The organism is Bradyrhizobium sp. SZCCT0148 (genome assembly GCF_018129985.1).
Taxonomy (GTDB): domain Bacteria; phylum Pseudomonadota; class Alphaproteobacteria; order Rhizobiales; family Xanthobacteraceae; genus Bradyrhizobium; species Bradyrhizobium japonicum_H.
Genome location: NZ_JAFCKT010000004.1, coordinates 400,623 through 418,198, shown reverse-complemented (window position 1 = coordinate 418,198; position 17,576 = coordinate 400,623). Strand labels below are relative to the sequence as shown.

Genomic DNA, 17,576 nt, shown 5'->3' with positions numbered 1-17,576 from the left:
AGCACGCCGCGCGGCCGCCTCGTGCCGGCGATGATCACCGGGGAGAAACCATGAAAGCCGCCTTGGCCCTGGCGGCAGCGCTCGCTGCCGCCTGCCTGTCCACGCCAGTCTCCGCGCAGAAATCCTACGGTCCCGGCGTGAGCGATACCGAGATCAAGATCGGCAACACCATGCCCTATAGCGGGCCGGCCTCGCCGCTCAGCATCACGGGCCGGGTGATCGCGGCCTATTTCGACGAGGTCAACGAGAAGGGCGGGGTTGGCGGCCGCAAGCTCAATCTGATCTCGCTGGACGACGCGTTCTCGCCGCCCAAGACCATGGAGGCCGCGCGGCGCCTCGTCGAAGGCGACGGCGTCGCCTTCATCTTCGCGACCATGGGCACGGCGCCGAGCTCGGCGATCGCAAAATATCTCAACAGCAACAAGGTGCCGCAGCTGTTCCTGATCAGCTCGGCCTCGAAATGGAACGACCCCGCCAACATGCCGTGGTCGATGGCGCTGCCCTGGGCGCCGAATTACACCAGCGAGGCCGCCATCGACGTCGCCTATGCCCGCGCCAAGAACCCGAACGCGCGCTTCGCGGTGCTCTACCAGAACGATGACGCCGGCAAGGAATATCTTCGCGGGGTCAAGGAAGCGCTCGGTGCCGACGCCGACAAGGCGATCGCGATGGCCTCGAGCTTCGAGGTCGCCGATCCCACGGTCGATTCCCAGGTGCTGACGCTGGCGAACACCAAGGCCGACGTCTTCATGATCTATTCGGTGACGCCGCGCGCCTGTGCGCAGGCAATCCGGAAAGCCCACGAGGTCGGCTGGCAACCGACGCGCTTCCTCGCCAGCGGCTGCGCCAACAAGGCGACCGTGATGGTGCCGGCGGGACTTGAGGCCGGCAAGGGCGTGCTCTCGCTCGGCTCGCTCAAGCCCTTCGTCGAGCAGCCGAAGGACGACCCCGCGATGACGGCCTATATCGACTTCATGAAGAAGCGGCTGCCCAATGCCGACGTCAACAACGTGGCCGGCCTCTACGGCTACACCGTCGCCGAGGCGCTGGTGGTGCTGCTGAAGCAGTGCAAGGACAATCTGACGCGCGAGAACATCATGGCACAGGCCGCGAATTTGAAGAACGTGCCGCTGTCGCTGCTGATGCCGGGCATCACGCTCAACACCACGCCGCAGGATTTTCGTCCGATCAAGGACGGCTACATGCTGCAATTCGACGGCAACGACTGGGTGGTCGCAAGCGAGCTGTTGCGCGGGACGTGAGACGCGGCGGAACGCCCGCTTCGGGGATGTCGTTGTTTCCACATCGTCATGCCCGGGAAAGGCCCGGGCATGACGACCTCAGATGTTGCGAACAGGGGATCCCATGGACTTCCAGCACTCCGCCCGTTCGCTCGAACTGCAGGACCGCGTCCGGCAGTTCATGCGCACCCATGTCGAGCCGGTCGAGGAGCTCTATTGCGAGCAGGTGAAGCCGGACGCTTCGCGCTACAGGACGCCGCCGGTGCTGCAGGACCTGAAGCGGCTGGCGCGTGAGCAGGGGCTGTGGAACCTGTTCCTGTCCGGCGAGCACGGACCGGGGCTGACCAATCTCGAATACGCGCCTGTAAAGGAGATCATGGGCCGCATCCTGTGGGCGCCCGAGGTCTTCAACTGTTCCGCGCCCGACGTCGGCAACATGGAGGTGCTCGCCAACTACGCCACCAAGGCGCAGCAGGAGCGTTGGCTGAAGCCGCTGCTGGAGGGGCGGATCCGCTCCGGCTTCTCGATGACCGAGCCGCAAGTCGCCTCCAGCGATGCCACCAACATCGAGTGCGCCATCACGCGCGACGGGGACGACTACGTCATCAACGGCCGCAAGTGGTTCACGTCAGGCGCGATGAACGAGGATTGCGAGATCCTGATCGTGATGGGCAAGACCGCGCCCGACGATCCCGACCGCCACCGCCAGCAATCCATGATCCTGGTGCCCCGAAATACGCCGGGCGTCCGCATCATCAGAGACATGCTCACCTATGGCTACGACGACGCCCCCAGCGGCCATCCCGAAATCGTCTACGAGAACGTCCGCGTGCCCGCCGAGAACATCCTGCTCGGCGAAGGACGCGGCTTCGAGATCGCACAAGGCCGGCTCGGCCCCGGCCGCATCCACCATTGCATGCGGCTGATCGGCTGCGCCCAGCGCGCGCTCGAATTGATGTGCCGGCGCGCCGTCTCCCGCGTCGCCTTCGGCAGGCCGCTCGCCGAGCAGGGCTCGGTGCGCGAGGACATCGCCAACTCCTTCTGCGAGATTGCGCAGGCACGCTTGCTCACGCTCCAGGCCGCCGACAAGATGGACCGCGGGGGCAACAAGGCCGCGCGCGATCTGATCGCGGCGGCCAAGATCGTGGTGCCCGGCATGGCTGCGCGCGTCATCGACCGCGCCATCCAGATCCACGGCGCCGCCGGCGTCTCGCAGGATACGTTCCTGGCGCGTGCTTACGTCTACGCCCGTTTCATCCGCATCGGCGACGGACCGGACCAGGTGCATCTGGCTGCGGTCGGCAAGGAGCTGATCAAGCGGGGCGGGGTGGCAGGATAGAGACGTCAGCGTCCGCCGTCTGTGCTTGCCTGTGCATGAGACGCATGCCGCGCGCCGTGGCGGCGCGAACCGCAGCGTCGAGGCTGCACTGTCTCCGCGCGTAGAGCAGCGTATCGTCACCTCTTGATTGAAAGAGCCGCCAATATGGCATTGCGGTTGTGGCGAACTCGTTCGGGCTGGCCAAGCGCGCTCGGCTCCAAGGGAACAAATGTTCACTTTTGGACTTAAGCCTGCTTGATGTGGGTTGGGGGATAGGGCGTGCAGGGTTCGGTCGTGGTGATTCTCGTCGTCGAGGACGACTTCCTCATTCAGGATATGGTCCAGGGCGCGCTTTCCGAGGGCGGCTTTGAAAGCGAGGTGACCTCATCGGGGGAAGAGGCTGTGACCCTGCTCCTGGGCGACCAGAACAATTACCGTGCGCTGGTCACGGACATTCATCTGCAGGGCGCGCTCACGGGATGGGATGTTGCGAAACGCGCCAGAGAACTCAATCCCGACCTTCCGGTGATCTACATGAGCGGAGCAGGGGCCGATCAATGGCCTTCGCACGGTGTGCCGAGCAGCCTGCTCTTGCAGAAGCCTTTCGCACCGGCGCAGCTCGTGACAGCCGTGTCGCAGCTCCTCAACCAGGCGCCGCCGCCTCACGAATGAGGCGGTCTCCTGCATCATCCTCGATGCAGGCGCTCCCCATCCGCAAAAGAGAACGAGCTCGAGAGCTGAAGCATCAGCAGCAGTTGCTTAAAGGTAGCATGGTGCTTTATGGTGCCGCGAATAATGTGATGCAGGCACTGCCGACGTCGTTGCGCTCGGCATATCAGCGAGCAACGCGACAATGCACAGTTCTGCCCAAGCCGGCCGGTCGTCCGGCGTGCGACCCATTGCGGCTATTTTTGCCTCTCTCCTGATCCTGTTGCTCATTTGTAGCGGTTCATCGGCCTTTGCAGCAGTCGAGCCCTTTCCCTCAGCCTTCAGGATCGAGCGCATCTCGGTCAACGGAGCGACCCTACATGTCCGCGTCGGCGGCAAGGGTCCGGCGGTCGTGCTCCTGCACGGCTTCGGCGATACCGGCGACATGTGGGCGCCGCTCGCCAAGGTGCTCTACAAGGACCACACGGTGATCGTCCCGGATCTGCGCGGCATGGGGCTGTCGTCGCAACCCGCCAGCGGCTACGACAAGAAAAACCAGGGCGTCGACATCGCCATGGTCATGGACAAGCTCAACGTCCAGAAGGCCGATCTGGTCACGCACGACATCGGCAACATGGTGGGCTATGCGCTGGCGGCGCAATATTCCGATCGCATCACCAAATGGGTCGTCATCGACGCACCGCTGCCGGGCATCGGGCCCTGGGACGAAATCCTGAAGAGCCCCATGCTGTGGCATTTCAATTTCCGCGGCCCCGACGTTGATCGCCTGGTCAAGGGCCGCGAGCGCATCTATCTCGATCGCTTCTACAACGACCTGTCGGCCGATCCCAAGGCCATCGACGAGGCGACGCGTAATCATTACGCAAAGCTCTACGCCCGGCCCGGCAACATGCATTACGCCTTCGAGCAGTTCGCGGCGTTCGCGAAGGACGCGACCGACAACAAGGCTTTCGCCGCGACCAAGCTGACCATGCCGATCCTCGCCCTCGGCGCCGAAAAGTCCTTCGGCGATCAGCAAGCTGCGGTCATCCGCGAGGTCGGCACCAAGGTCGACGGCGGCATCATCACCGGCTCCGGACATTGGATCATGGAGGAGCAGCCGGCGCAGACCGTGAGCAAGGTGCGCGCGTTCCTCGACGGGAAATGAGAGCGAGCTGGTTGGCCCCTCTCGTCGGTTCAGCCGTGCTGCGATGATGTGAGCAGACGCTGGTCGCCCGCTGCATCGTGCGTTGCCAAAGCGCAGGAGTGCGTCGGATCGCAGGCCGAAGCGGTTTGAACGCGGCGCGCAGTTCCTCGCCGCCTCCGCGCCGTTACCCCGCCTTTGCGATACGTCCGTCCGCCGCGCCCGAGCGCAGGTTCTGGAAGAACTTCTCCACCTCGCGCGACAGCGTGTCCGCGGTTTCGGTCAGGCTGCCCGCCGCCGTCAGCACCGAGGATGCGGCGGAATCGGTCTCGCCGATGGCGTCGCGCAGCGAGGTGATGTTGGCGACCAGCGTCTCGTTGCCTTGCGCGGCACTTTGCGCGTTGGATGAGATCTCGCGCGTGGCGGCGTCCTGCTGGCCGATGGCGCCGGCGATCGCGGAGGTGACCTCGTTGATCTCGCGCACCGCGCCGCCGATCTCGCGCACGGCATCGACCGCGTTGCGGGTTGAGGCTTGGATCATCGCGACGTTCTCGCTGATCTCCGCGGTGGCCTTGGCGGTCTGGCCCGCGAGCGCTTTCACTTCGTGGGCGACCACGGCAAAGCCGCGACCGGCTTCGCCGGCGCGCGCGGCTTCGATGGTGGCGTTGAGCGCCAGCAGATTGGTCTGCTCGGCGATGGCCTGGATCAGGTTGAGCACGCCGTCGATGCGCTGCGTGGCTGCGGCGAGGCTCTCGATCTCGGAGATCGACTTCTCGGTGCGCTGGCCGGTCTGCTCGACCGCGCCGGCGCTCTGCCGCACCTGGCGGCCGATCTCCACCACCGAGGCCGACAGTTCCTCGGCCGCGCCTGCCACGGCCGTGACGTTGTGCGAGGCCTGCTCGGTGGCGTTCGCCGCCGTGTCGGCGCGGCTGCTCGCATCGGCGGTGACGCGGGTGATGGTCTGCGCGGTCTCGCGCATGGTGGCGGCGTTGTCGCTGAGGCCGCGCATGATGGCGCCGATCGCTCCGCGAAACTGCTCGACGGACTGTTCGATATGACGCGCGCGCTCCTCGCGCGCGGCGGAGCCCTGCGAGACCTCCGAGGCGAGATTGCGGTTGCGGCCCATCGCCTCCTGGAACACCTGGATCGCGCGGGCGAGCGCGCCGATCTCGTCGGCGCGGTCGGAGTGCGGCACCACGACATTCTCGGCGCCGTCGGCGACCTGCTTGATGGTTGCGGTGATCGCGGCGAGCGGCCGGGCCACCGAGCGAGCGATGATGACGATTCCGATCACGACCAGGGCCAGCGCCACGCCGCCGAGGCAGGTCAGCACGAAGGACAGGGTGCGATTGGTCTCGGTCTCGAGCGCGATCTGCTTGGCACGCCCGGCATAGACCTTGGACAGCACCTCGAGATCCTTGTTCAGCGCCGAGCGCACCGCGCGGTTGGCCTCGTTGTCGCCCCATTCGCGGCCCGCGGCGGCGTTGATCTCGACGCCGCGCCGCACCAGTTCCTTGCGGAATTCGACGAACTGCTCGATGCGCTTCTTGAAGATGGCGAACTGCTCGGCATCGTCGGCCTTGACGATGGTCTCCCAGCGCTTCACGACATCGAGGATCTGCTCGTTGAACTTGAGCAGGCCGTCGCCGTATTTCTTCACCACCGCGGGCTCGGTCGACATGTAGACGCCGCGCGATTCCATCACGACCGCGTAGACCAGCGAGTTGACGCGCTCGACGTTCAGCGCGGCCGCGTTCGCCGTCTCGATCGCGTTGGTCAGGTCGGCGCCGCGGCGGCTGTTGTAGTCGGACAGCATCGCGATCGCCGCCGTGAGCAGCGCGAACAGCGCGAAGATCGCATAGAGCTTGGCGGCAAGCGTGAAACGGCCGGCCAGCTTGGCGGCATTCCCAGATCGGTCTGATGTCATGATGTTCAAGGGCCCGGAATGGCCAGAAACGGCCGGTGAGCGGGGTCGTTCGAATTTAATGCAAAACTATGCAGAACGAAGATGGACGCGGCGTTAACGCCGGAGCCGCGCGAAGAGACGCCGGTTCGGCAGAATAACCAACCAATTCAGCTGGTTGCCCGTGTCTGATCGGTGTCCCGCAGATCGCCCCGTCATTTCGCGGGGGTACCCCAAACGTCGGCGTGCATGCCGGCCGCCAAGCGCGTATTCCTGAGATCGGGATCGCCTTCAGATCGCTTTGGACTCGGCCACCGGCCGACGCACCCCGGAGAGGCCCTTGGTCTACCGCCACACCATCGACGCCACGACCCACACCTTCCCGGACCTGCGCGATCTCCTGGCCAAGGCGACGCCGCCGCGCTCCGGCGACCGGCTGGCCGGGATCGCCGCCGACACCGCCGAGCAGATGATCGCGGCGCGGATGGCGCTGGCCGACGTTCCGCTCGGCCAGTTCCTGCAGGAAGCCGTGATCCCCTATGAGGCCGACGAGGTCACCCGCCTCGTCATCGACAGTCACGACGCCAGGGCCTTCGCGCCGGTGGCATCCCTGACGGTCGGCGGCTTCCGCGACTGGCTGCTGTCGGATGCCGCCACGCCGGACGTCCTGCGCAAGCTGGCGGCCGGCATCACCCCGGAGATGGCGGCCGCGGTGTCGAAGCTGATGCGCAACCAGGATCTGATCCTGGCGGCGCGAAAATGCGAGGTCGTCACGGCCTTCCGCAACACCATCGGCCTGAAGGGCCGGATGAGCACGCGGCTGCAGCCCAACCATCCGTCCGACGATGCGAGGGGCATCACCGCCTCGATCCTCGACGGCCTCCTGCTGGGTGCCGGCGATGCCTGCATCGGCATCAACCCGGCCAGTGACGATCCGGCCGTCATCGCGCAATTGTTGCGGCTGCTCGACGAGATCATCACGCGGCTCAAGATCCCGACGCAGGGCTGCGTGCTGACCCACGTCACGACGACGCTGTCGCTGATCGGGCAGGGCGTGCCGGTCGATCTCGTCTTCCAGTCGGTCGCGGGCACCGAGGCCGCCAACCGCAGTTTTGGCGTCGATCTGGCGCTGCTGAAGGAGGCGCATGAGGCCGGGCTGTCGCAGCGGCGCGGCACCGTCGGGCAGAACGTGATGTATTTCGAGACCGGGCAGGGCTCGGCGCTGTCGGCGGGCGCCCATCACGGCGTCGACCAGCAGACCTGCGAGGCGCGCGCCTATGCGGTCGCCCGCGCCTTCGCCCCGCTGCTGGTCAACAGCGTGGTCGGCTTCATCGGCCCGGAATATCTCTATGACGGCAAGGAAATCATCCGCGCCGGGCTGGAAGACCATTTCTGCGGCAAATTGCTCGGCCTGCCGCTCGGAATCGACATCTGCTACACCAATCACGCCGAGGCGGACCAGGACGACATGGACAATCTGCTGACGCTGCTCGCCGCCGCCGGCGTCACCTTCATCATGGGCGTCCCTGGTGCCGACGACGTCATGCTGAACTACCAGTCGACGTCCTTTCACGACGCGCTCTATGTCCGAGACGTCTTCGGTCTGCGCCGTGCTCCGGAATTCGACGACTGGCTGGTGCGGTCGGGCATCGCTGGCGCCGATCTGCGTCTTGCCGGAGATGCAGGCCTGCTGCCCGATTTTGCCGCGCGGCTGATCGCCTGATGCGCAAAATTCTTCTCGGGAAACTATCTGCGCCTCCCGGAATTATGGTCACGCCACAATATTGAGAAATTCCAGCGACAGCATTACGCTATGTGTCTGGCTGGCAATTTCCGCAACCAGATCGAGTGTGGCGGGGGAGCTTTGATGCGAGCTGAAAGTAACGGAACGTCCCGGCGGATTCTCTGTGTGTTTCCGCGCTATACATCGTCGTTCGGTACGTTCGAGCATTCCTATCCCCTGACCGATGGCGTCCGTGCCTTCATGCCGCCGCAAGGGCTTTTGCTGCTCGCGGCCTATCTTCCGCAGGAATGGCAGGTCAAATTCGTCGACGAGAACCTGCGTCGTGCGACCAGGGAAGAGTTCGAATGGGCGGAAGCCGTCTTCGTCAGCGGCATGCACATCCAGCGCCAGCAGATGAACGACATCTGCCGCCGCGCGCATGAATTCGATCTGCCGGTCGCGCTCGGCGGTCCGTCCGTCAGCGCCTGTCCCGACTATTATCCGTCCTTCGACTATCTTCACGTCGGCGAGCTCGGCGATGCCACCAACCAGCTGATCGAGATCCTGTCGCGCGACACCTCGCGTCCCGAGGCCCAGGTGGTGCTGACCACCAAGGATCGCGTGCCGATGACGGAGTTTCCGATCCCGGCCTACGAACTTGCCGACGTGAAGAGATATTTCCTCGGCAGCATCCAGTATTCCAGCGGCTGTCCCTATCAGTGCGAGTTCTGCGACATCCCCGGCCTCTACGGCCGCAATCCGCGCATCAAGTCGCCGGAGCAGATCATCGCCGAGCTCGACCGCCTGCGCGAATGCGGCATGACCGACACGGTCTATTTCGTCGATGACAATTTCATCGGCAACCGCAAGGCGGCGCTGGATCTGCTGCCGCATCTGATCGAATGGCAGAAGCGGACCGGCTACGTGGTGCGCTTGGCCTGCGAGGCGACGCTCAACATCGCCAAGCGGCCCGAAATCCTTGAGAAGATGCGCGAGGCCTATTTCGTCACCATCTTCTGCGGCATCGAGACGCCGGATCCCGACGCGCTGAAGGCGATGCAGAAGGACCACAACATGATGGTCCCGATCCTGGAGGGTGTGCGCACCATCAATTCCTACGGCATGGAGGTCGTGTCCGGCATCATCATGGGGCTCGACACCGACAAGCCGAATACGGCGGAGGCGCTGCTCGGTTTTGTCGAGGAGTCCCGGATTCCGCTGCTCACGATCAATTTGCTTCAGGCGCTGCCGAAGACGCCGCTATGGGACCGGCTGGAGCGCGAGGGGCGCCTCGTCCACGACGACGGCCGCGATTCCAACGTCGATTTCCTGTTGCCCTACGACGAGGTCGTCGCGTCCTGGAAGCATGCGATGGCGGTCGCCTATGCGCCCGAGAAGGTCTATGCGCGCTACCAGCATCAATGCGACAATGTCTATGTGCGCCGTCTGAAGATGCCGGTACCGGATGAAATGAAGACCTGGCCCAACATCAGGCGTGGCCTCGTCATGCTGCGCAACATCTTCTGGAAGGTCGGCGTGCTCGGCGACTACAAGCGCGTGTTCTGGAAGTTCGCCTTGGGGCGCATCAAGCGCGGCGACATCGAAGGCCTGATCGGATGCACCCTGATCGCGCACCACCTCATCACCTTTGCGCGCGCGGCCTCCAGCGGCAAGCAGAACGCCTCGAACTACTCGATCCGGCTGCGCGAGGCCGCCGTTCCCGCCGAATGACGCGACATGTCTGATCCGGCCCTGCCGCGCCGTCCGACCCTCGATCTGCGGGCGTTCACGCCCGCGCGCGTCGCGATCGGCCGCAGCGGCGCGAGCGTGCCGACCAAGGCGCTGCTCGATTTCACGCTCGATCATGCCCGCGCCCGCGATGCCGTGCATGCCGCCTTCGATGCGCCGCGTCTCGCCGCCGATCTCGGCGCGATGAGCCTTGCCGTCACCGAGGTGAGGAGCCAGGCCGTCGACCGCAAGGACTATTTGCGGCGGCCGGATCTGGGACGGCGGCTCGCCCCCGGCTCGGTCGAGGTTTTGGCGCAAGCAGCCTCGACCCCGTGCCGGCTCGCGCTCGTGATCGGCGACGGCCTGTCCGCCGCGGCGGTCCACGCCCATGCGGCAGCCCTGGTGTGTCGTCTGCTGCCGCTGCTTGCGGGAGGCAGCGACGTCGCGATCGACCAAGCCGTCGTCGCCTCAGGCGCGCGCGTTGCGCTCGGCGACGAGATTGGCGCCCTTCTCGGCGCGCGCATGGCCCTGATGCTGATCGGCGAGCGGCCGGGCCTGTCCGCGCCCGACAGCCTCGGCGCCTATCTGACCTTCGCCCCGAAGCCGGGCCGCAGCGACGCCGAGCGCAATTGCGTCTCGAACATCCACCGCGCCGGGTTGAGCTATGACGAGGCCGCCTTCAAGATCGCCTGGCTGGTTCGCGAGGGGCTGGCGCGGCAGATCAGCGGCGTGGCGCTGAAGGACGAGAGCGCGGACCGCGCGCCGCGCCGAATTGGCACGGCGCAGCCCGAATGACCGGCGCATCGGCCCAAATCGCCACTTCTTGATCGATTCGGCCACACTTCGCCTGCTTGCGAAAAGACCGCTTCACCTGCTAAACCCCTCGCGTCGAATTCCCGCGCATTTTCAAAGGGCAAGCCTCCCATTGGTATGGCGTTTTCAAGCCGTTCGCGGGGCGCGCAATATGCTCTCAGACCGAGCCGATTAGGAACTGGATAAGGCATGCTCGAAAAGCACAGCGAGAATGAGGTTCATGTCGACAAGATCGAGCAGGGGCCTACGTCCTCGATCGCCTTCGGGCTGGAGCGCATCGGGCTGATCGCCGTTCGGGCGCCGATCGTCTCCTGCATCGTCCTGCTCGTCCTGATCGTCGGTGCCGTGTTCGGCATCCACCGGATCAAGATCGACGATTCGCTTTCGCAGCTGTTTCGCTCCGATACCCGCGAGTTCAAGCAGTACGAAGAGGTGACCAAGAAGTTCCCGGCCGAGGAATTCGACGTTCTCGTCGTGGTCGAGGGCAAGAATCTGCTGGCGCGCAACAATCTCGAGAAGCTGCGCGACTTCGTCACCGATTTGCAGCTGGTCGAGGGCACGCGCGGGCTGGTCTCGCTGTTCTCGGCACGCCAGGCGCCGGCGCCGGGCAAGCTGCCCGCGGCGCTGTTCCCGGCCGAGCTGCCCGAGGGCGAGGCCTACGACCAGTTCATCCAGACCGTGAAGAACAACGAGATCATCCGCGGCAAGCTGCTGTCCGAAGACGGCACGCTGGCGCTGATCGTGCTCTCGCTCGATCCGGAAATCGTCGGCTCCAACAAGCTGACCAAGACCGTCGCCGACATTCGCGCGTTGATGAAGGAAGACCTCAGCGAGACCGGGCTGAACGTGCAGCTCTCCGGCGTGCCGGTGATGCAGCTGGAGATCCGCAACGCGGTCGAGCGCGACGGCCTGACCTACAACATCCTCGGCATTCTCGCCGGCTGCATCATCGCGATCATCTTCTTCCGCAAGATCTCCTTCATGGTCGCGGCGGCGTTCCCGCCGATGATCGCGATCCTGCTGGCGCTCGGCGCGCTCGGCTGGGCCAACTTCAATCTCAACATGTTCCTGAACGTGATGACGCCGCTCATCATGGTGATCAGCTTCTCGGACTCGATGCAGCTCACTTTCGCGGCGCGCGACCGGCTGATCGCAGGCCAGGACAAGTACACCGCGTTCAAGAACGCGGTGCTGGTGGTGGGCCCGGCCTGCGTGCTGACGCACGGCACCGCCGGCATTTCCTTCATCGCGCTGCAATTCTCCGACTCCGATCTGATCCGCAAGTTCGGCGAAGCGGGCCTCGCCGCCACAATCATCGCGCTGGTCGCGGTGCTGTCGCTGGTGCCGGTGTTCGGCGTGCTGTTGGTGCGAAACGAGAAGCTGTTCGCCGTCAAGTTCCAGAGCGCGGATGCCGGCGTCCAGGCGCTGCGCAATTTCTGCTACTGGATCGCGGTGCGCATGGTCGGCCGTCCCGGCCTGTTCAGCCTGATCGCGCTGCTGTTCGTCGGCAGTCTCGGCATCGTCTACGCCAATCTGGAGCCGCGCTATCGGCTCGCCGACCAAGTGCCGGACAAGCGCCAGGCCGTTGCCGCCAGCGACCGGCTCGACGCCAAGCTCACTGGCGCCAACCCGGTCAACGTGCTGATCCAGTTCCCCAAGAACGAATCGCTGTATTCACCGGAGACGCTGCAGACCATCGCGGACGTGCATTCGACCGTGGAGAAAGCGGCCGGCGTCGGCAATGTCTGGTCGGTCGAGACCCTGCGCCGCTGGCTCGCGGAGAAGGCCGGCAGCGCCGACGTCGCGACGCTGAAGGAGTATGTCAGCGTCATTCCCGAACATCTGGTGCGACGCTTCATCGACGCCCAGCAGGATGCCGTGCTGGTCGCCGGCCGCGTGCCGGACAAGGATTCCAGCCAGCTCCTGCCGATCGTCGACAAGCTCGATGCCGAGCTCGACGCCGTCCGCAAGAAGCATCCCGGTTATGAGATCGCGGTGACCGGTCTCGCCGCCATCGCAGCGCGCAACTCGGCCAGCATGATCGAGAAGCTGAACCACGGCCTCACCATCGAATTCGCGCTCGTCGCGATCTTCATCGGATTGGCGTTCCGTTCCTGGGTCGTGATGCTGGCCTGCATCCTGCCGGGCATCTTCCCGGTGGTGATGTCGGGAACGGTGCTGTGGGCGATGGGCGAGGGGCTGCAATTCGCCAGCGTCGTTGCGCTCACCGTCTCGTTCGGCCTCGGCCTGAGCGCCACCATCCACTTCCTCAACCGTCTCCGGCTGGAGAGCAAACCGGGCGTGGGCTCGGCGCTTGCGGTGGAGCGCGCGACCGTGCTGGTCGGCCCGGCGCTGATCCTGACCACGGTGGTGCTGGCCTGCGGCCTCGTCGTCACCGTGTTCTCCGATCTGCCGTCGCTGCGGCTGTTCGGCTGGCTCGGCGCCTTCTCGATGATCATGGCGCTGGTCGCCGACCTCTTCATCCTCAGGCCGACGGCGATGTGGCTGATCAACCTGCACGCCAGGCTGCAGGGGACCGACAAGCCGGCGATCTGAATCTGATCGCGACGGGCGACCTTGCCCTGAGACACGAAAAACCCTTGGCTCGAGAGAGCCAGGGGTTTTTGATTTGAGCGTTTTGTTTGAAGCGTCGAAGGGTGAAGGCGTCAGCTCTTCGTCATGGTGATGTTGACGCCGCGGATCTCGCCCTTGGAAGAGATCTGCACCGTCTGCTTGGTCCCGTTGGTGCGCAGCGAGAGGTTGGCGGCAAAGCCGTTGGCCTCGACGAACACGTCGATCTGGCCGCCGCCGGCGGTGCCCTGCAGATTGCCGAAGATGTTGCGGCTGGACTCGCTCCAGTTTCCGGAGATGCGCTCGCCCTGGCTCGTCACGTCGCTGGTGAGGTCGAACTTGTAGCTGTCGGAGGCGCAGTGCAGGGCCTGCTTCAGATTGAGGCCGCTGCCGGCGACCTTGTAGTCGGCCTTGCAGCGAATGCGCTCGGTGGAGCCGTCTGACAGCGACACCGTGCCGGTGCCGGTCCACGCGCCGTCGAAACCGGCAAAGGGGCTGGCCGACTGAGCGTGGCCTGCCGAAACCGAGAAGAGCAGCGCCGCGCCGATGCCGGCCGTCTTGATTGCCAGTCCAGATCGCCCAAAGAATTTCATCTCAAAATATCCCGTTTTGGAACGACGTCCGCTTGCGCGCGATAACGTCTCGCCACATCGAAAGTTTAGTGCTCCGAGCCGGTGTCAGGTTCAAAGCAAGGCTGCCAGAGACGGCGGTTCACAACGCCTCCCGCGATGCCTGGATCCCCCGATTTGACTCGTTTCGGCATGTTTCTGCTTGGAAAGGCGGGGTGGACAGATGCAGCTCTGCAACAGGTCTGCAGTAAAACGCAGAGCTTCCGAATTATGACGTAGTATCAAGCTCTTGCATTTGCCAAGGAAGGCGCGGGGAAGACCTGATTTGGTGGGCGCGGCGCCAATTTGGCCGCATTTGCCAGCGCTTGTGCCTTCCCTGAGGCCGCTGATCCGCGGCGACTTGCCATCAGAACAATCCGCTCCGGTCATCCGCCCTGTGCAGTCCGGGTCCGGTGCGATTCTGCCGTCAGAATGAAGGAATACAATGCGTAAGCTTCTCGTCGCTCTCACCCTGCTGTCGGCTTCCCTTTCGACTGCGGCGTTCGCCCAGGCAGGGCGCGGCACGGATTCCGAGCAAAAGGCCTGCACGCGCGACGTGCAGAAGTTCTGCCGTCCGGTCATCGATCAGGGCGATTTCACCATCCTGGCCTGCCTCAAGGAGAACCGGGCCAAGATTTCGCAGGCCTGCGACCAAGTCCTGAAGAACCACAACCAATAAGCTCGGCCATTGGCCCACAAAAGGCGGTCCCGGGCCGCCTTTTCGGGCTCGATCCGCGAGGGGCAGCCATCGAGAGACAGGATTGGTTTTGCGGTCGTATTCCCCTATATGGGGGCCGCGGCGGATCGCCGGCATGAGCCCGCGCGAGCGAAGAAGCCCCTCCTGTCCAAACGATTGTAAACCAGCCCTCGATGACCTCTGCGAGCGAATTGCGATCCGGCAAGGGTGACCGCGACGAGAATTTTCCCGTCGCGTCCTGGATCATTCATCCGCGTCATCGCGCCCTGATCCTGGCGTACTACAATTTCGTCCGCACCGCCGACGACATTGCCGATCACGCGACCCTGCCGCCCGATCAGAAGCTCGCCTATCTCGACCTGCTCGAGGCGGAATTGCTCGGCAAGGGCGACACCCAGGCTGAAGCCGTCATCTTGCGCCGTGCAATGGCCGAGCGCGGCATGGCGCCGCGCCACGCCCTCGATGTGCTGATCGCGTTCCGCATGGACGTGACCAAGCTGCGCTACGAGAATTGGGACGAGGTCATCCACTATTGCCGTTACTCGGCGATGCCGGTCGGCCGCTTCATGCTCGATGTCCACGGCGAGAGCACCTCGACCTGGGCCGCATCCGATGCGCTCTGCGCAGGCCTGCAGATCAACAATCACCTGCAGGATTGCGGCAAGGATTTCCGCGAGCTCAATCGCGTCTATCTGCCGCGCGACGCGCTGGCGGCACATGGCGCCTCGGTCGAGCAGCTCGGGCTGTCGCAGTCGCCGCCGGCGATGCTGGCCTGCCTGCAGGGGCTTGCCGTTCGCAACGAAGCGCTGCTCGGCGAGGGCAGGGCGCTCGCCGGGGAGATCCGGGATTTCCGTCTCGGCGTCGACGTCGCGGTGATCCAGGCCTATGCCGACCGCATCGTGCGCCTGTTGAAGGTGCGCGATCCCCTGCGCGAGCGGGTGCACCTGAACAAGTTCGAGCTGCTCGTGTTCAGCCTTGCCGGAATGCTCAGCGAAGCCGGGCGCCGCGCGATGGGACGCAAGGCCATGACCAGACCGGGGGCCGCACATGACGCTTGAGGCGACCGCGCCTGGTGCCGATTATGGCTCGAGCGCATCCGGTAGCTCGTTCTACGCCGCGATGCGCATCCTGCCGCATGACCAGCGCGAAGCGATGTTCCAGATCTACAGCTTCTGCCGCCAGGTCGACGACATCGCCGATTCCGACGGCCCGCGCGCGGAGCGGCTCGCTGCGCTTCAGCAGTGGCGCGACGACATCGACGCGCTGTACCAGGGCAATCCGCCGCCGCGGCTGAAGGACTACGTCGCTTCGGTGAAAACCTTCGGCCTCAAGCGCGAGGACTTCATCGCCATCGTCGACGGCATGGAGATGGACGTGCCGCAGGACATCCGCGCGCCCGACATGGCGACGCTGGATCTGTATTGCGATCGCGTCGCCAGCGCCGTGGGACGGCTGTCGGTGCGGGTGTTCGGCCTGCCGGAAGCGGACGGCATCGAACTCGCGCACCATCTTGGCCGCGCGCTCCAGCTCACCAACATCCTGCGCGACATCGACGAGGACGCCGGCCTCGGCCGGCTCTATCTGCCGCGCGAGGCGCTGCTGCATGCCGGCATCACCTCCGACGACCCGAACCGCGTGATCACCGAGCGCGCGCTGCCGAAGGTCTGCCTGCCGCTGGCGCAGCGCGCCAAGGCCTATTTCGAGAAGTCGGACGAGATCATGAACCGCAACAAGCGCCGCACGGTGCGCGCGCCGCGGATCATGTCGAAATATTATCATTCCATTCTGGATCTGCTGATCGCGCGCGGCTTCACCGCGCCGCGCCAGCCGGTGCGTGTGTCGAAGATCACGCGCATCCTGATCCTGCTTCGCTACGCTTTCATCTGATGCAAAACACAGCTCACATCATCGGTGCTGGAATTTCCGGCCTCTCCGCCGCCGTGCGGCTTGCCAACGCCGGCTTCAAGGTCGCCGTGCACGAGGCGACGCAGCAGGCCGGCGGCCGCTGCCGTTCCTATTTCGACGGCGCCACCAATCTCACCATCGACAACGGCAATCATCTGCTGCTGTCGGGCAACAGTCATGCCCGTGCCTATGCGCGCGCGATCGGCACCGAGGCGGGCCTTGTCGGCCCCGAGAGCGCGCAATTTCCCTTCGTCGACCTCACGACCGGGCAGCGCTGGCAGATCGATCTCGGCACCGGCCGGCTGCCGACCTGGGTGCTCGACGAGAGCCGCCGCGTGCCCGACACCGGACTCACCGATTATCTGAAGCTCGCGCCGCTGATCTGGGCCTCCGAGGACACGCTGGTCGGCAAGTCGATCCCCTGTGAAGGCGTGCTCTATCAGCGCCTGGTGCAGCCGCTGCTGCTGGCGGCGCTCAACGTCGATCCGCCCGAGGGCTCGGCCGGACTTGCCGGCGCCATCGTGCGCGAGACGCTGCTTGCCGGCGGACAGGCCTGCCGTCCCTTGATCGCGCGCGACGGTCTCAGCACCGTGCTGATCGAGCCGGCCGTGAAGTTCTTGGGCGACCGTGGCCACACGGTTCAGCTCGGCCATGAGCTGCGGTCGTTCACCAGCACCGACGGCAAGGCCAGTGCGCTGAATTTCGGCGGCGAGGATGTGATCCAGCTGGGTAAGGGCGATGTCGTCGTGATGGCGGTGCCGCCGCGGGCTGCTGCGAGCCTGCTGCCGGGCGTGAAGACCCCGACCGAATTCCGCGCCATCGTGAACGCGCATTTCCGGATCACACCGCCTCCGGGCTCGGCGGCGATCCTCGGCGTGATCGGCGGCGTCGTGGAATGGCTGTTCGCGTTCCCGAACCGGCTCTCCGTAACCATCAGCAATGGCGACCGTCTGGTCGACATGCCGCGCGAGGAATTGGCGCAGGCGATCTGGAACGACGTCTGCAAGGCCGGCGGGGTGTCCGGCGAGCTGCCTCCCTGGCAGATCGTACGTGAGCGCCGTGCCACATTTGCAGCGACGCCGGCCCAGAATGCCCTGCGTCCGGGGCCGGTCACTGCGCTGAAAAACCTGTTCCTTGCCGGGGATTGGACTGCTACGGGATTGCCTGCAACCATCGAGGGATCGGTCCGGTCGGGTGATCGCGCCGCAGATCTGGTTATCGCCGCCAAAGGAACCTGAAAGGCGGCCCTGACGGGCAGACGTCCCGGCCAATTTCAA

At 65.1% G+C, this 17,576-nt stretch carries 14 protein-coding genes; 12 read left to right on the top strand and 2 right to left on the bottom strand.

What is annotated here, in order from left to right:
• Nucleotides 1-50: 50 nt before the first annotated feature.
• From JQ580_RS16665 to JQ580_RS16650, 4 genes are all read left to right on the top strand, one after another.
• A complete protein-coding gene (locus JQ580_RS16665; RefSeq protein WP_212281138.1) occupies nt 51-1,262 on the top strand; it encodes an ABC transporter substrate-binding protein in 1,212 nt (403 codons plus the stop codon).
• A gap of 103 nt (nt 1,263-1,365) precedes the next feature.
• On the top strand, nt 1,366-2,580 hold the full coding sequence (locus JQ580_RS16660) for an acyl-CoA dehydrogenase family protein (protein ID WP_212281137.1): 1,215 nt from the start codon (nt 1,366-1,368) through the stop codon (nt 2,578-2,580).
• 258 nt (nt 2,581-2,838) lie between these two features.
• Entirely contained in the window at nt 2,839-3,231 is a 393-nt protein-coding gene (locus JQ580_RS16655; RefSeq protein ID WP_212281136.1) for a response regulator, read from the top strand.
• Between the two features lie 181 nt (nt 3,232-3,412).
• Nucleotides 3,413-4,375, top strand: coding sequence for an alpha/beta fold hydrolase (locus JQ580_RS16650; protein ID WP_212281135.1), 963 nt, complete (start codon nt 3,413-3,415; stop codon nt 4,373-4,375).
• 163 nt (nt 4,376-4,538) lie between these two features.
• Here the strand turns inward: JQ580_RS16650 and JQ580_RS16645 are convergent, their stop codons facing one another.
• On the bottom strand, nt 4,539-6,278 hold the full coding sequence (locus JQ580_RS16645) for a methyl-accepting chemotaxis protein (RefSeq protein ID WP_212281134.1): 1,740 nt from the start codon (nt 6,276-6,278) through the stop codon (nt 4,539-4,541).
• Between the two features lie 316 nt (nt 6,279-6,594).
• Between JQ580_RS16645 and JQ580_RS16640 the strand changes: the two genes are divergently transcribed.
• The 4 genes from JQ580_RS16640 to JQ580_RS16625 all read left to right on the top strand — a co-directional run bounded on the left by JQ580_RS16640 (nt 6,595) and on the right by JQ580_RS16625 (nt 13,074).
• Entirely contained in the window at nt 6,595-7,977 is a 1,383-nt protein-coding gene (locus JQ580_RS16640; RefSeq protein ID WP_212281133.1) for an ethanolamine ammonia-lyase subunit EutB, read from the top strand.
• A gap of 144 nt (nt 7,978-8,121) precedes the next feature.
• On the top strand, nt 8,122-9,708 hold the full coding sequence (locus JQ580_RS16635; RefSeq protein ID WP_212281132.1) for a B12-binding domain-containing radical SAM protein: 1,587 nt from the start codon (nt 8,122-8,124) through the stop codon (nt 9,706-9,708).
• A 6-nt stretch (nt 9,709-9,714) separates the two neighbouring features.
• Nucleotides 9,715-10,500 carry an ethanolamine ammonia-lyase subunit EutC gene (gene eutC, locus JQ580_RS16630; protein WP_212281131.1) on the top strand — a complete coding sequence of 262 codons (786 nt, stop codon included), beginning with the start codon at nt 9,715-9,717 and terminating at the stop codon, nt 10,498-10,500.
• 207 nt (nt 10,501-10,707) lie between these two features.
• A complete protein-coding gene (locus JQ580_RS16625; protein WP_212281130.1) occupies nt 10,708-13,074 on the top strand; it encodes an efflux RND transporter permease subunit in 2,367 nt (788 codons plus the stop codon).
• A gap of 110 nt (nt 13,075-13,184) precedes the next feature.
• On the opposite strand, the gene JQ580_RS16620 is transcribed toward JQ580_RS16625, so the two are convergent.
• Nucleotides 13,185-13,682, bottom strand: coding sequence for a hypothetical protein (locus JQ580_RS16620; protein ID WP_212281129.1), 498 nt, complete (start codon nt 13,680-13,682; stop codon nt 13,185-13,187).
• 460 nt (nt 13,683-14,142) lie between these two features.
• Here JQ580_RS16620 and JQ580_RS16615 point away from each other — a divergent pair, with 460 nt between their 5' ends.
• The 4 genes from JQ580_RS16615 (at nt 14,143) to hpnE (ending at nt 17,537) form a co-directional block, all read left to right on the top strand.
• Nucleotides 14,143-14,376: a hypothetical protein gene (locus tag JQ580_RS16615; RefSeq protein WP_008144014.1), complete on the top strand. Its 234-nt coding sequence runs from the start codon at nt 14,143-14,145 to the stop codon at nt 14,374-14,376.
• Between the two features lie 191 nt (nt 14,377-14,567).
• Complete coding sequence (gene hpnC, locus JQ580_RS16610) at nt 14,568-15,452, top strand: squalene synthase HpnC (RefSeq protein WP_212281128.1); 885 nt, start codon at nt 14,568-14,570, stop codon at nt 15,450-15,452.
• Nucleotides 15,442-16,281 (top strand): presqualene diphosphate synthase HpnD, encoded by an 840-nt coding sequence (gene hpnD, locus JQ580_RS16605; RefSeq protein WP_212281127.1) that lies wholly within the window; start codon nt 15,442-15,444, stop codon nt 16,279-16,281. The genes hpnC and hpnD overlap by 11 nt, the downstream gene beginning before the upstream one ends.
• Nucleotides 16,281-17,537 (top strand): hydroxysqualene dehydroxylase HpnE, encoded by a 1,257-nt coding sequence (hpnE, locus tag JQ580_RS16600; protein ID WP_212281126.1) that lies wholly within the window; start codon nt 16,281-16,283, stop codon nt 17,535-17,537. The genes hpnD and hpnE overlap by 1 nt, the downstream gene beginning before the upstream one ends.
• Nucleotides 17,538-17,576: the final 39 nt, after the last annotated feature.